10 protein-coding genes are annotated in these 13,633 nt (G+C 65.5%); 3 read left to right on the forward strand and 7 right to left on the reverse strand.

Features of this window, described 5'->3' with window-relative positions; translation table 11 throughout:
* Nucleotides 1-201: 201 nt before the first annotated feature.
* From tldD to FZZ93_RS10215, 7 genes are all read right to left on the reverse strand, one after another.
* Nucleotides 202-1,656: a metalloprotease TldD gene (gene tldD, locus FZZ93_RS10185; protein WP_149322225.1), complete on the reverse strand. Its 1,455-nt coding sequence runs from the start codon at nt 1,654-1,656 to the stop codon at nt 202-204.
* Nucleotides 1,653-5,537 (reverse strand): YhdP family phospholipid transporter, encoded by a 3,885-nt coding sequence (locus FZZ93_RS10190; protein ID WP_149322226.1) that lies wholly within the window; start codon nt 5,535-5,537, stop codon nt 1,653-1,655. The genes tldD and FZZ93_RS10190 overlap by 4 nt, the downstream gene beginning before the upstream one ends.
* 3 nt (nt 5,538-5,540) lie before the next feature.
* Nucleotides 5,541-7,004 carry a ribonuclease G gene (gene rng / locus FZZ93_RS10195; protein WP_149322227.1) on the reverse strand — a complete coding sequence of 488 codons (1,464 nt, stop codon included), beginning with the start codon at nt 7,002-7,004 and terminating at the stop codon, nt 5,541-5,543.
* 81 nt (nt 7,005-7,085) lie between these two features.
* Nucleotides 7,086-7,682 (reverse strand): Maf family protein, encoded by a 597-nt coding sequence (locus FZZ93_RS10200; RefSeq protein WP_149322228.1) that lies wholly within the window; start codon nt 7,680-7,682, stop codon nt 7,086-7,088.
* 11 nt (nt 7,683-7,693) lie between these two features.
* Complete coding sequence (gene mreD, locus FZZ93_RS10205) at nt 7,694-8,185, reverse strand: rod shape-determining protein MreD (protein ID WP_149322229.1); 492 nt, start codon at nt 8,183-8,185, stop codon at nt 7,694-7,696.
* Complete coding sequence (gene mreC / locus FZZ93_RS10210) at nt 8,186-9,076, reverse strand: rod shape-determining protein MreC (protein WP_149322230.1); 891 nt, start codon at nt 9,074-9,076, stop codon at nt 8,186-8,188.
* Nucleotides 9,077-9,133: 57 nt separating this feature from the next.
* Complete coding sequence (locus FZZ93_RS10215) at nt 9,134-10,171, reverse strand: rod shape-determining protein (RefSeq protein ID WP_149322231.1); 1,038 nt, start codon at nt 10,169-10,171, stop codon at nt 9,134-9,136.
* 171 nt (nt 10,172-10,342) lie between these two features.
* On the opposite strand from FZZ93_RS10215, the gene gatC reads away from it, so the two are divergent.
* From gatC to gatB, 3 genes are read left to right on the forward strand one after another with little or no spacing between them, the layout of a single operon-like run.
* Complete coding sequence (gene gatC, locus FZZ93_RS10220; protein WP_064698865.1) at nt 10,343-10,630, forward strand: Asp-tRNA(Asn)/Glu-tRNA(Gln) amidotransferase subunit GatC; 288 nt, start codon at nt 10,343-10,345, stop codon at nt 10,628-10,630.
* A gap of 45 nt (nt 10,631-10,675) precedes the next feature.
* Nucleotides 10,676-12,136, forward strand: a complete 1,461-nt coding sequence (gene gatA, locus FZZ93_RS10225) for an Asp-tRNA(Asn)/Glu-tRNA(Gln) amidotransferase subunit GatA (RefSeq protein WP_149322232.1) — start codon at nt 10,676-10,678, stop codon at nt 12,134-12,136.
* Entirely contained in the window at nt 12,136-13,602 is a 1,467-nt protein-coding gene (gatB, locus tag FZZ93_RS10230; RefSeq protein WP_149322233.1) for an Asp-tRNA(Asn)/Glu-tRNA(Gln) amidotransferase subunit GatB, read from the forward strand. Before gatA ends, gatB begins: the two co-directional genes overlap by 1 nt.
* Nucleotides 13,603-13,633: the final 31 nt, after the last annotated feature.

Raw genomic sequence — 13,633 nt, forward strand, 5'->3', positions numbered from 1 at the left:
CCCCACACTAGCTGCTAAGAGATATCTTCAACCCCGTATCTCGTAGCTCGTAGCTCGTAGCTTGTAGCTCGTAGCTCGTAGCTCGTAGTTCGTAGCTCGTAGCTCGTAGCTCGTAGTTCGTAGTTCGTAGTTCGTAGTTCGTAGTTCGTAGTTCGTAGTTCGTAGTTCGTAGTTCGTAGTTCGTAGCTCGTAGCTCGTAGCTCAGGATTGCGTTCCGCCGACGGTCAGTTCATCCAGCTTCAGCGTCGGCTGGCCCACTCCGACCGGTACGCCCTGGCCTTCCTTGCCGCAGACCCCGATGCCGGTATCCAGTTCCATGTCGTGGCCGATCATCGACACCCGGCTCATGGCTTCGGGGCCGTTGCCGATCAGGGTCGCGCCCTTCACCGGCGCGGTAATGCGCCCGCCCTCGATCAAGTACGCCTCGCTGGCCGAGAACACGAACTTGCCGGAGGTGATGTCCACCTGGCCGCCGCCAAAGCTCACCGCGTAGATCCCGCGATCGACGCTGCCAATGATATCAGCGGGATCATCCTGTCCGGCCTGCATGTAGGTATTGGTCATGCGCGGCATCGGCAGGTGGGCGAAGGACTCGCGACGCGCGTTGCCGGTGGGCGCCATGCCCATCAGGCGCGCGTTGAGCTTGTCCTGCATGTAGCCGGTGAGGATGCCATCCTCGATCAGCGGCGTGCATTGCCCCGGCGTACCTTCGTCGTCGACGCTCAGCGAGCCGCGACGGTCGGCCAGGGTCGCATCGTCAACCACGGTGACACCGGGAGCAGCCACGCGCTCGCCCATGCGACCGGCGAAGGCGGAGCTGCCCTTGCGATTGAAATCGCCCTCGAGGCCATGGCCCACCGCCTCGTGGAGCAGGATTCCCGGCCAACCGGCCCCAAGGACCACCGGCATCTGTCCGGCCGGGGCATCGACCGCCTCCAGATTGACCAGCGCCTGCCGCACGGCCTCCTTGGCGAAGCGCTCGGCGACATTGTCGTCGCGCAGCCGGGACATGGGATAACGCCCGCCACCGCCGGCGCTACCGCGCTCACGGCGTCCATTGCGCACCACAATGACGCTGACGTTGAAGCGCACCAGGGGGCGGATATCCACTGCCTGGGTGCCGTCACTGGCCCGCACCAGCACCACCTCGTGCACGCCGCTCAGCGAGGCACTGACCTGCTCCACGGCCGGGTCAGCCGCACGGGCCACGCGATCGGCCAGCTTGAGCATGGCGATCTTGTCCTCGGCAGACAGGCCAGTCAGTGGGTCGACGCCAACATAACGCGCCTCGGCACCCACCTGGATGCGTGGCGCCGTCGCCAGGCGCTCACCGCTTCTGACGATGCCCGACGCCGTACGACCGGTCTCGGCCAAAGCGTCGGCGGTAATCTGGTTGGAGTAGGCGAACCCTGTCTTCTCGCCGGCCATGGCGCGCACGCCGACGCCACCATCGATGTTATAGCTGGCCTCCTTGACTTCGCCATCCTCGAGCGACCAGCCCTCGTGCCAGCTGCGCTGGAAATAGAGATCGGCATAATCGATGCCGGGGCCCAGGGCCTGGCCAAGCCCAGCATCCAGGCTATCGAGATCGAGACCACCGGGCGCGAGCAGTATCTCGCCGGCCTGGTCGAGCATGGAAGACGTCTGTGATGTCATTCGGCACTTTCCAGAGAGATGTGCGGCGAGGTCCATGGGCCCCGCACGCGATAGTGAATTCGGGTCACGCGGTCGATGACATCGCCGAAGATCTTGTCGGCGACGAATAGCGCGCCACCCACCACCGGAGCGCCGGCGATCACCGCCGCCAGAGGCAGGTTATTGCTCACGGGCACTGTGACGCCGAGTCGCTGATCGAGTTCCCGGCGCGCCAGGTCGACACTGCCATCCAGGGTGAAGTGAGTGGCGGCGCCATCGATCGTCACCGGACCGCGTGTTTCCAGCACTCCACCATACAGGGTTGCGTTGCCGCTGACACGGTCGAAGGCGGTGCCACGCCCGGTGACATCGGAGAAATCCAGCCGCAGGCGGCGCAGGAGGTTGTCCACGTTCAGCAGTCCAACCAGTCGGGCCGAGGGCGAATCGAGGTTGACGAAGCGCCCATCGCGCAGCTCGATGCCCAGATTGCCACGGGACCGCGACAGGGCGAACTGCCAGGGAGCTCCGGGCCAGGCCAGTTGGCTGGTGACCTGAGTCTCGGCGCTATTCACGGCCACCGGCTGATCCAGGGCCCGCAGCGCCGTGCCGACATCGCCGCCTTCCAGAGAGAGCCGCGAGCGTGTCAGGCTAGCTTCGGGGCCGGAGGCCTCCCAGGTCAGATTGCCTCGGGCATCGATCTCGCCGAGGCTGAGCGACACGGGATCCAGGACCAATTGATCGGGGGATGTCCGCCAGTTGGCGCTGAACGGCCCGAAGGTGCTCGACTGCCAGTGCAACGACGCGACGCTGAGCTGCCCGGCCGGCACCTTGCCGATTCCGTCCGGCATCGCTATCGGAGTCGGCGGCACATCGAGCTCCTGGAACAACTGCCCGGAGTCCTGTGATGTTGCGGCGACACTGTCGTCGGGCACCAGATCATCCAGACGCAAGCGATCGAGACTGATGTCCAGGGGCGCATGGCGGCGCGGCCGATACTCGAGGCGTCCCGACAGCAGGCTGCCATCCAGGGCCAGCCGCCAGCCATCGCCCACGGGACCGCCATCGACGATCAGCGAGCCCAGGCAGCGCTCGCCGACGCTCAGGCAATCGGTATCCAGCGTCACCCGCGATACGCTGATATCGGAACCACCACTGCCGCCATTTCCACCGCCGCCTAGCAAAGGCGACAAGGCACTCCCCCAAGCTGCTGGCACCAGTCGAGGCAAATAGGCCTGCACCGACCAGCCGGGGGCGGTCGGCCAGTCGGACGGTGCATCACGGCCGATCCAGACCTGCCCGCGATCGGTCGCGCCCTGATGCCAACGCAGACCGAGGTTCGAGCCCAGCCGGCCCGACAGCCGCGTTCGGTCGGCCAGCGCGATATCCAGATGCAGGGAGCGAGACGTGGCCGGCGCCTTGCCGAGCGGGTCGGGCAGGTCGATGCCCAAGCCGCGCAGTTCGCTATCCAAGGTCAGAGTCGGGTTCGGCCCATCGATCCCGAGCCGGCCCCGCCAGGGCGTCTCGCCGCTGATCAGCGACGCCGCGCCCGATGGCGCGCCGAGGCCAAGCAGCGACTCGGCAGAGGCGGTACCCGACATGGCGATACCCTCGCCGGCGGTATCGATATCGGCGTCGAAGGGGCCACCCAGCAGGCGCCCTGTCAACTGGCCGCTCAGCCCGCCATCCTCACCGCGCTGCCGCCAGGCAAGCGGCCCGGAGAGTGATTCGAAGGTCAGCGAGGTCGGCTCGTGGGTCAGGGTCGCAAACGATGCCTGCCCTTCGATGTCGAGCGACAGGGCCCCGGAGCCGGACAGCGGCACCGCGAGATCCAGCTTTCCCGTCACCTCGCCCTCGCCACGCCAGTCGGCGACCATATCCATGCCGTCAGCGGGCACGGCGGCGAGATAGCGTGCCAAGGCCGTCGCCGAGGCAGAAAGCGGCCCGCGCACCTGCAGCACCTTGTCCCCCTGCATCTCCACGCTTGCCCCCTGCGTCTGGACGCCCAGGCTCTCGGCATGCTCGACCTCGGCGCTGACCGCTTCCTCGGTCACGCTCAGATGCCCGCGCACGTCCTCGAGCGCCGGCCATTCCGGATCGAAGGGCAGATGCCCCTGCTCGATATCGAGCTCGAGCTGCAGCAACGCGTCGCTCTCGTCGTTCGCCTTCTCGGCCGCCCCCTCGGGTGTCTCGGTGATCGGCACGTGCAGGCTCAGCGCCCCTTTCGGCACCTTGCCGGCCAACCCTCCGGCCAGCCAGTCGGCGAGTTCGGCATCGACCTCCTCGCGCAGCACCGGCATGGGCAGCCAATCGGTCAGGGGGCGGCTCAGCGCGTCGACGTCGCGGAAATCCAGTTGCAGACCGAAGCCACCGGGCTCATCCCCGCCGGTGACCAGCCCGAAGGCACCCTCGACGCTGGCACCGTTCCATTCGACCGCCAGGTCGCGCCCGCTGACGAAACTGCGCGCGCCTGCGTAGGACCACACCACCTCGCCGCTGGCACTGTCGAGTGCCATGGGGGCGGCAAAGATGTCGGGGAAGGAAAGCTCGGCTCCGCCGCTGTCCACGAAACGCACCTTGCCCTCGGTGCCATCGGCTTCCAGCCAGATATCCAGTGGCCCACCCCCCGGCGCATCCTGCCAGGGCGACACCGAAACATCCGTGGCACTGACGCGCGCCTGCCACTGGCCATCGCGACGCCCCAGGCCCAGGGCATCGACCTGGCCACGGGGCGACAGTGCCCGCACGGTGCGTACCAACCCTTCGGGCAGCGGCAATCGATCGCGCCAGGCGGATAACGCCCCGAGCTCGAAACCGCTGCCGGTGGCCCACCAGTCTCCCCCCTCGCCTCGCACATGCCAGTAGCGCGGCAACGGTGGCCCGGAAGTGTTCTCATAGGGGGAATCGACGCTACGCGCGTCGCCCGCGAACCAGGCTTCCCAGCCATCGCCTTCAGCATCGCGCAACCACTGGCCTTGCAGGCTCACGTCGTCGAGCACGATACCAGCCCGCTCGGCCTCGGCAGGCACGTCCCTATTCAGGGCCAGTCGCGGTGACGTCACGTTGAGGCGCACGTCGCCTAGCCGCCCATCCTGCCAGTTGCCCCACAGACGCGCCTCGCCGCTCGCGTCGTCGAAACGCAGGATGTCGTCGAAGCCCAGCAGTGCCGAGAGTCCGATCAGGCTTTCGAGCTGCATATCCGCCTGCAGGTCGGCATCGAAGCCGTTGCCGGTATCGCGCCGCAATTCCATCACCGCCTGGAAAGCGGTGCCCGGCTGCCCCTGCAAGCGCACCTCGCCTTCCAGGTGGGCACGCCCCTCGTCGCTGGTCATCAACAGGCGCGGCGCATGCAGCACGGCCACTCGCTTGCGACCATGCAACACCACGCGCATGTCATCAGCCCAGGCCCGCTGACGCAGCAGCACGCCAATCCAGAAGTCCAGGCGCGACAGATCGAACCCGCCGGGGGGCATCAACTCCGGCGGCACATCAGCCGGGGCCGGCCATTGCCAGCTCAGGTCCTCATCCTGATAGAGATGCAGGGTGACGCCCTCGAGCCGCGACTGTTCGAGCACCGGCATACCGCGACGCAGGCTGGCCGCGGTATCCAGGCGCAGCTTCGCCTGTTCGACCTCCAGCAGCGGCACGTCGCCCAGTCCCTTCCGGGAGCGAAAGTCCAGGTCCGCAATCTCGAACCAGGGATCAAGACCGGCTACACCCCCCCGCGCTTCATTCAGCGACACCTCGGCGGAAAAGCGTGAGGCGAGTATCGACTCCATCTGCGGCGACAGGCGGTCGACCTGCCCCAGCAGCAACCGCAGAGCGATCAACAATACCGCCACCAGCGTCAGGACCAGGGCCAGTAGCGTCAACGACCAACGAATGACCAGGCGGCTCGACGGCATGGCTTACATCAGTACGATATCGTACTGCTCCTGGGAGTAATGGGATTCTACCTGGAAGCGAATGGTCTTGCTGATGAACTCTTCGAGATCCGCCACCGCGGCCGATTCCTCGTCGAGCAGCCGATCCACCACTGGCTGAGCGGCCAGCACGGTATAGGTCTCGGCGCTATAGGCCCGCTCCTCGCGCAGGATCTCGCGGAAGATCTCGTAACACACCGACTCCGGAGTCTTGAGGGTACCCCGCCCCTCGCAGGCGGGACAGGGTTCGCATAGCGTCTGCTCCAGACTCTCGCGGGTCCGCTTGCGGGTCAGCTGCACCAGGCCAAGCTCGGTGACACCAGTGCACTTGGTCTTGGCGTGATCCCGCTCCAGGGCCTTTTCCAGCACCCGCAACACCTGACGCTGGTGCTCGGTGTCTTCCATGTCGATGAAATCGATGATGATGATGCCGCCCAGGTTGCGCAGCCGCAGCTGGCGGGCAATGGCGGTGGCCGCCTCGAGGTTGGTCTTGAAGATGGTCTCCTCGAGGTTGCGGTGGCCAACATAACCGCCAGTGTTGACGTCGATGGTGGTCATCGCCTCGGTGGGATCGATGACCAGATAGCCTCCCGACTTGAGCTGCACCTTGCGCGCCAGCGCCTTCTGGATCTCGTCCTCGACGCTGAACAGGTCGAAAATCGGCCGTTCGCCGGCATAGTGCTCGATGCGCTCGACGGCATCGGGCATGAACTCCTCGGCGAACTCGAGCAGTTTGACGTGATTTTCCCGGGAATCGATGCGCACTTTTTCGATGTCATCGCGCATGACATCGCGCAGGGTCCGCATGAACAGCGGCAAGTCATCGTAGATGACGCTCGGCGCAGGTGCCGTGATACGCCGTTCACTGACCTTGCGCCACAAGCGCAGCAAAAAATGCATGTCGCCGGCGAGTTCCTCGTCGGTCACTCCCTCGGCGGCAGTGCGCACAATGAAGCCCCCGTCAACCTCAAGTGTCTGCTCCGACAGGGCCGACACGACCTGGGCCCGCAGGCGCTCGCGTTCGCCATCGTCCTCGATGCGCTGGGAAACACCATTGTGCGGAGAATCCGGCATGTAAACCAGATAACGAGAGGGCACGGAGAGATGCGTGGTGAGGCGCGCGCCCTTGGTGCCGATGGGATCCTTGGTTACCTGCACCACCAGCGCCTGTCCTTCATGGAGCAACTGGGAAATCGAGACCTGCTCGTCCGCAGGTGTACCTGGCGACATCACCTCATGGGCATGAATGAAAGCGGCACGATCGAGACCAATATCGACGAAGGCGGCCTGCATCCCGGGCAATACCCGCACCACCCGCCCCTTGTAGATGTTGCCGACGATACCTCGACGCCGGGCACGCTCGATGAAGGCCTCTTGCAGCACACCGTTTTCCACTACGGCGACGCGAGTCTCCATCGGCGTCAAATTGATGAGTACTTCACCGCTCATGCGGAATCCTTGTCCTGGAAAAAAGTCCTGGGGGAAATCCTGATAACGCCCTGATAAATGCCCCGAGAATAACTCGAGGCATTATGACACAAGGCGATTCCAGAGCGGCACGCCCTGGCGAGACAGCAGATCGGCGGTCTCGCACAGTGGCAGACCCACGACTGCCGAATAACTTCCCTCGAGATGCGTCACGAAAACCGCGCCGAGCCCTTGAATGGCGTATCCGCCCGCTTTGTCGGCGGGCTCGCCGGTACGCCAGTAGGCAACGATCTCCGCCTCGTCGATCTCGCGCAGGGTCACCCGGCTGCGCACACAGGTCGACAGCAGGCCCGCCGGCCCACATACCGCCACGGCCGTCATCACCTCATGGGTGCCCCCCGCCAGAGAACGCAGCATGGCGGCAGCGTGCTCGGCATCCGCCGGCTTGCCGAGAATCTCACCATTCCGCACTACCGCCGTATCCGCCCCCAGGGTCGGCAACCCGTCAGGCTGGTGACCTGCCGAGGCCTTCTGGCAGGCAAGCCGCGTGACATACGCCTCGGGCGCCTCTCCATCGAAAGGTGTCTCGTCGAGATCCACCGGTCGCACCTCAACACCGACCTTGATACCGGCCAACAGCTCGCGACGACGCGGCGAGGCTGACGCAAGACAAATGCAGGGACTCGAGGAAGTAGACATGGCGACTCCAATCAGCCCTTGGCGGTGCGGCGGCGAAGGGCGCGGAACAGGGTGGTCAACCAGGGCCACAGCACCGCACTGATCACCGAAGGCAGCAGGAATGAAAGATGGATGGAAAACGGCCCGAGCAGGGTACGCAGCCATTGCTCGATCAATTGCACCGTGCCCAGCAGGACCAGGATCAACACCGCCTGCTGCAACAGCGAATAGGCGCGAAAGCGGGGATAGACCAAGGCACAAAGAAACGCCAGCAGCGACAGCAGCAAGGCATTCTGGCCAAGCGGCACGCCCTCGATGAGATCGAGCAGAATCCCCAACACGAATCCGTGAAAGACACCGACCCGCTCCGGCGCCTTCATGCACCAGTAGATCAGCATCAGTCCCAGCCAGTCGGGACGCCAGATCTGCCAGCCATCGGCCAGCGGCATGACCTGCAGGCAAAGCGCCAGCAGCATCGTCAACCAGATCCAGAGCAGGCTGGCAGATGTCGTCGTACGTGCCATTTACTCCTCCCCCTCGACGTGCTCGCCCACATCGCCGGCGACACGACGAGCGGCTTCGACGGCCGACGGATCCAGCGACGCCACCCAGCCGCCGCGGCCTTTGGAAGAGCGCGGCTCGGGTGGAAACAGCAGCAGGAAATGCCGGGAGCGCTGCAGCTTCGCCACCGGGTCGGCCTTGACCCGGGCGAAGGGCTCGCCGGGGTCATGCACCACCTCGGCGACCCGGGCCACCGGATATCCCGGCGGGAAGCGCCCCGCCAGCCCCGAGGTCACCAGGAGATCGCCCTCGCGGATATCAGCCGTATCAGGCACATGCAGCACATTGAGCCCCTGGTCGCGCCCCGCCCCCTGGATCACGAAACGCAGGCCATTGCGATTGACCTGAATCGGCAGGGCGTGACTGGCGTCCGCTACCAGCAGGACGCGGCTCGAATAGGCCGACACCGCCGTGACCTGACCCACCAGCCCCGAAGCATCCATGACCGGCTGACCCACGAAGACGCCATCACGACGTCCACGGTCGATCACCATTCGGTGCGTAAAGGGATCCGGGTCCAGGGAAAGCAGTTCGGCGGTAATGAAGGGAATGTCGCGCTCCTGAGTCGCCGACAGCAGCTCGCGCAGGCGCACATTCTCGGCGGTCAGGCTGGCCATGCGCTGCACACGATGCGACAGCGTCAGGATCTGCTCGCGCAGGCGACGATTCTCGTCCACCAGGGCACGCTGCTCGGACAACGCAAGCGCGCCCCAGTTGAGAACATCACTGGGCAGACTCACCACCCACTGCACCGGCGCGACCAGCGTGGAAAGCTGGGCCCGCACGGTTTCCATGCGCGTGAAGCGCAAGTCGACGAACATCAAGGTGATGGCGAGGATCGCACACGCCAGCATGCGATACCACGGCACCGACCCGTGCGAGAACAGCGGCTTGATAGGGAACCTCCCCGGTCAGTCGCTGGAAAGCAGCTCGAAAGTACGCTGATCGATCATTTCCAGAGCCTTGCCGCCCCCACGCGCGACGCAGGTCAGCGGATCCTCGGCAACCACGACCGGCAGGCCGGTTTCCTCGGCAATCAGCTTGTCCAGATCACGCAGCAAGGCGCCGCCGCCGGTCAATACCAGACCGCGCTCGGCGATGTCCGAGGCCAGCTCGGGCGGTGACTGCTCCAGGGCACTCTTCACGGCCGCGACGATGGAACCCAGCGTTTCCTGCAGGGCATCGAGAATCTCGTGGGAATTGAGCGTGAAGCTGCGCGGGATACCCTCGGCCAGGTTGCGGCCACGCACGTCGATCTCGCGCAACTCGCCACCGGGGTAGGCACAACCGATCTCTTCCTTGATCCGCTCGGCCGTGGATTCGCCGATCAGGCTACCGTAGTGTCGGCGCACATAGGCGGTGATGGCTTCGTCGAAGCGATCTCCCCCCATGCGAATGGATTCAGAGTAGACCACGCCGTTGAGCGAGATGATGGCGATTTCGCTGGTGCCGCCGCCGACATCGACGACCATCGAGCCCTGCGCTTCCTCGACCGGCAGGCCGGCGCCGATGGCCGCAGCCATCGGTTCCTCGATCAGGAACACCTCGCGGGCGCCAGCCCCCTCGGCGGATTCCTTGATCGCGCGGCGCTCCACCTGGGTCGACATGCAGGGAACACAGACCAGCACCCTGGGACTCGGCGTCAGGAAGGTGCTCTGGTGCACCTTGCGGATGAAATATTGCAACATCTGCTCGGTGACGGTGAAATCGGCAATGACGCCGTCCTTCATCGGACGAATGGCGGTGATGTTACCGGGCGTGCGCCCCAGCATCCGCTTGGCGTCGGAGCCGACCGCAGCGACGCTGCGCATGCTGCCGGACTGGCGAATCGCCACGACCGAAGGCTCGTCAAGCACGATCCCGCGGCCGCGGACATAAATCAGTGTATTGGCCGTTCCCAGGTCGATCGACAGATCGCTGGAAAACAACCCCCTCAAACGTTTGAACATGAACTCGTTACCTAGTGCAGTCCGGAAGCCCTGTGCGGGAGCAAACGGTATCACTGCACCCCGAAAGCGGCAAGCGCTCCGAGTGTCAACGGCACCTTACGCCCCTGCCAGCAGCGGCATGGATGTGGTAACTTTGCACTCTTTTCTCCACCCCCGCGAGGACACCCGATCATGGCGATCGAACACGCAGACGTTCTCAGGGCCGCCCATCTGGCCCGTCTCGGCCTTGACGAGGGCGAAGCCGCCCATTACCTCGACGACCTCGGCCGCATCCTGGAGATGGTCGATCAGTTGCAGGCACTGGACACCGAAGGCGTCGCGCCCATGGCCCATCCGCTGGACGCCACCCAGCGCCTGCGCGCCGACGAGGTGACCGAAACCGACCAGCGTGACGACTTCCAGCGTTGCGCGCCGGCAGTGGAAAACGGCCTCTACCTGGTGCCACGGGTCGTCGAATGACCCCGAACCGCCGTCAACGCCATGTCATCACGGAGCCCAGGGCCCATGCACGATAAGACATTGACCGAACTCGCCGCCGGCTTGCGTGCCGGCGAGTTCTCCAGCCGCGAGCTGACCCAGGATCTGCTCGGGCGCATCGACCGTCTCGACGGTCGTCTCAACAGCTTCATCACCGTGACCGCCGAGCAGGCCCTGGCCGCCGCCGAGCGGGCCGATGCCGCCCGTGCCACGGGCGAGGCCGGCCCGCTGAACGGCCTGCCGCTGGCACTGAAGGACATCTTCTGCACCCGGGGCATCAAGACCAGCTGCGGCTCTCGCATGCTCGACAACTTCGCCGCGCCCTACGATGCCGGCGTCGTGGAAAGGCTTGCCGCCGCTGGCACCGTGAGCCTCGGCAAGACCAACATGGACGAGTTCGCCATGGGCTCGTCCAACGAGAACAGCTTCTATGGCCCGGTGAAGAATCCTTGGGATCTCGACGCCGTGCCCGGCGGTTCGTCGGGCGGCAGTGCCGCCGCCGTGGCCGCCGGCCTGGTACCGGCCGCCATGGGCACCGACACCGGTGGTTCGATCCGCCAGCCCGCCGCCTTCTGCGGCATCACCGGCCTCAAGCCCACCTACGGGCGAGTCTCGCGCTACGGCATGATCGCCTATGCCTCCAGCCTCGATCAGGCCGGCCCCCTGGCGCGCAGCGCCGCCGACTGCGCCCATCTGCTCGGCGCCGTCGCCGGGCATGACGTCCGCGACTCCACCTGCGTGGCGCGCGGCGTGCCGGATTACACCACCGACCTCGACGCCCCTCTCTCCGGCCTCAAGATCGGCCTGCCCCGCGAGTACTTCGGCGATGGCCTGTCCCCCGAGGTCGAAAGTGCGGTGCGCGAGGCGATCAAGGTCTTTGAGACGCTCGGCGCCACGGTGCGCGACGTCAGCCTGCCGCACACCCACTACGCCATCCCGGCCTACTACGTCATCGCCCCGGCGGAGGCCTCCTCCAACCTGTCGCGCTATGACGGCGTGCGCTTCGGCCACCGCTGCGAGGACCCGGCCGACCTGATTGATCTCTACAAGCGCAGCCGCGCTGAAGGCTTCGGCGAAGAGGTCAAGCGACGCATCCTGATCGGCACCCACACGCTTTCCGAAGGTTTCTTCGACGCCTACTACAAGAAGGCCCAGCAGGTTCGGCGGCTGATTCGCCAGGACTTCCTCGACGCCTTTGACGAAGTCGACGTGCTGATGGGACCGGCCTCGCCGACCCCTGCCTTCGACCTGGGCGCCAACAAGGACCCCGTGTCGATGTATCTGCAGGACATCTACACCATCGCCGTCAACCTGGCCGGCATTCCCGGCATCAGCGTGCCCGCCGGCTTCGCCGGCAACCGGCCCGTCGGCCTGCAGGTGCTCGGCACTCACTTCGCCGAAGCCCAACTGCTCAACGTCGCCCATCAGTTCCAGCAAGCCACCGACTGGCACCTGCGCCGGCCCGCCTTCGCCGAGGAGTCCGCCTGATGCAATGGGAAACCGTGATCGGCCTTGAGGTCCACGTTCAGCTCGCCACCCGCTCGAAGATCTTCTCCGGCGCCTCCACCGCCTTCGGCGCCGAGCCTAACAGTCAGGCCTGCGCCGTGGATCTGGGCCTGCCCGGCGTACTGCCGGTGCTCAACGAGCAGGCGGTGGCCATGGCCGTGCAGTTCGGCCTGGGCATCCATGCCGACATCCCCGAGGTCTCGGTCTTCGACCGCAAGAACTACTTCTACCCGGACCTGCCCAAGGGCTACCAGACCAGCCAGATGTATGACCCCATCGTCGGCCCCGGCGAGGTCGAGATCAACCTGGAGGATGGCTCCACCAGAACGGTCCGGATCCATCACGCCCACCTCGAGGAAGACGCCGGCAAGTCGCTCCACGAGGACTTCCACGGCATGACCGGCATCGACCTCAACCGCGCCGGCACACCGCTGCTGGAGATCGTCTCCGAGCCCGACATGCGCTCGGCCAAGGAGGCCGCCGCCTACCTCAAGGCCATCCATTCGATCGTGACCTATCTGGGTATCTCGGATGGCAACATGGCCGAGGGCTCGATGCGCTGCGACGTCAACGTCTCGGTGCGCCCCAAGGGCCAGGAGGCCTTCGGCACCCGCGCCGAGATCAAGAACGTCAACTCCTTCCGCTTCGTCGAGCGCGCCATCGAGTTCGAGGTCGAGCGCCAGGTCGAGTTGATCGAGGATGGCGGCGACGTGGTCCAGGAGACGCGCCTGTACGACCCCGACGCCGACGAAACCCGCAGCATGCGTACCAAGGAGGAAGCCAACGACTACCGTTACTTCCCCTGCCCCGACCTGCTGCCGGTAGTGCTCGACCAGGCCTACGTCGACCACCTGCGCGACAATCTGCCGGAACTGCCGGCCGACAAGCGCGCCCGCTTCGAGAACGAGTTCGGGCTGTCGGCCTACGACGCCGGCGTACTCTCGGCGAGCCGCGCCATGGCTGAGTATTTTGAGCGGGTCAAGGATGTTTGCGGCGACGCCAAGCAAGCCGCCAACTGGGTGCAGGGCGAGCTTTCCGGCGCCCTGAACCGCGAAGGCCTGGCCATTGCCGACAGCCCGGTCTCCGCCGACCAGCTCGGCGAACTGATCGTCCGAGTGCTCGACGGCACCATCAACGGCAAGGCCGCCAAGCAGGTCTTCCAGGCACTATGGCACGGCGAGGGCGGAAGTGAAGGCAATAGCGCCGACGCCATCATCGAGGCCAAGGGCCTGAAGCAGGTCACCGACACCGGTGCCATCGAGGCGATGATCGACCAGGTGATCGAGGAAAGCCCGGGACAAGTCGCCCAGTATCGCGACGCCGAACCGGACAAGCGCGGCAAGATGATCGGCTACTTCGTGGGACAGGTAATGAAAGCTTCCCGAGGCACCGCCAACCCGCAGCAGGTCAACACCATGCTGAAGGAAAAACTCGATGCCCTGTGTTGAAGGGACTGTTGAGGTGACTGCTGAGTCGATG

Source organism: Halomonas eurihalina (assembly GCF_008274785.1).
Lineage (GTDB): Bacteria > Pseudomonadota > Gammaproteobacteria > Pseudomonadales > Halomonadaceae > Halomonas > Halomonas eurihalina.

Bases quoted from the DNA above. Each gene is read 5' to 3' on its own strand.
- mreD (WP_149322229.1), bottom strand. From the start codon at position 8,185: ATGGCACGTACGACGACATCTGCCAGCCTGCTCTGGATCTGGTTGACG.
- gatC (WP_064698865.1), top strand. From the start codon at position 10,343: ATGGCGATCGAACACGCAGACGTTCTCAGGGCCGCCCATCTGGCCCGT.
- mreC (WP_149322230.1), bottom strand. From the start codon at position 9,076: ATGCTGGCGTGTGCGATCCTCGCCATCACCTTGATGTTCGTCGACTTG.
- tldD (WP_149322225.1), bottom strand. From the start codon at position 1,656: ATGACATCACAGACGTCTTCCATGCTCGACCAGGCCGGCGAGATACTG.
- gatA (WP_149322232.1), top strand. From the start codon at position 10,676: ATGCACGATAAGACATTGACCGAACTCGCCGCCGGCTTGCGTGCCGGC.
- rng (WP_149322227.1), bottom strand. From the start codon at position 7,004: ATGAGCGGTGAAGTACTCATCAATTTGACGCCGATGGAGACTCGCGTC.
- FZZ93_RS10200 (WP_149322228.1), bottom strand. From the start codon at position 7,682: ATGTCTACTTCCTCGAGTCCCTGCATTTGTCTTGCGTCAGCCTCGCCG.
- gatB (WP_149322233.1), top strand. From the start codon at position 12,136: ATGCAATGGGAAACCGTGATCGGCCTTGAGGTCCACGTTCAGCTCGCC.
- FZZ93_RS10215 (WP_149322231.1), bottom strand. From the start codon at position 10,171: ATGTTCAAACGTTTGAGGGGGTTGTTTTCCAGCGATCTGTCGATCGAC.
- FZZ93_RS10190 (WP_149322226.1), bottom strand. From the start codon at position 5,537: ATGCCGTCGAGCCGCCTGGTCATTCGTTGGTCGTTGACGCTACTGGCC.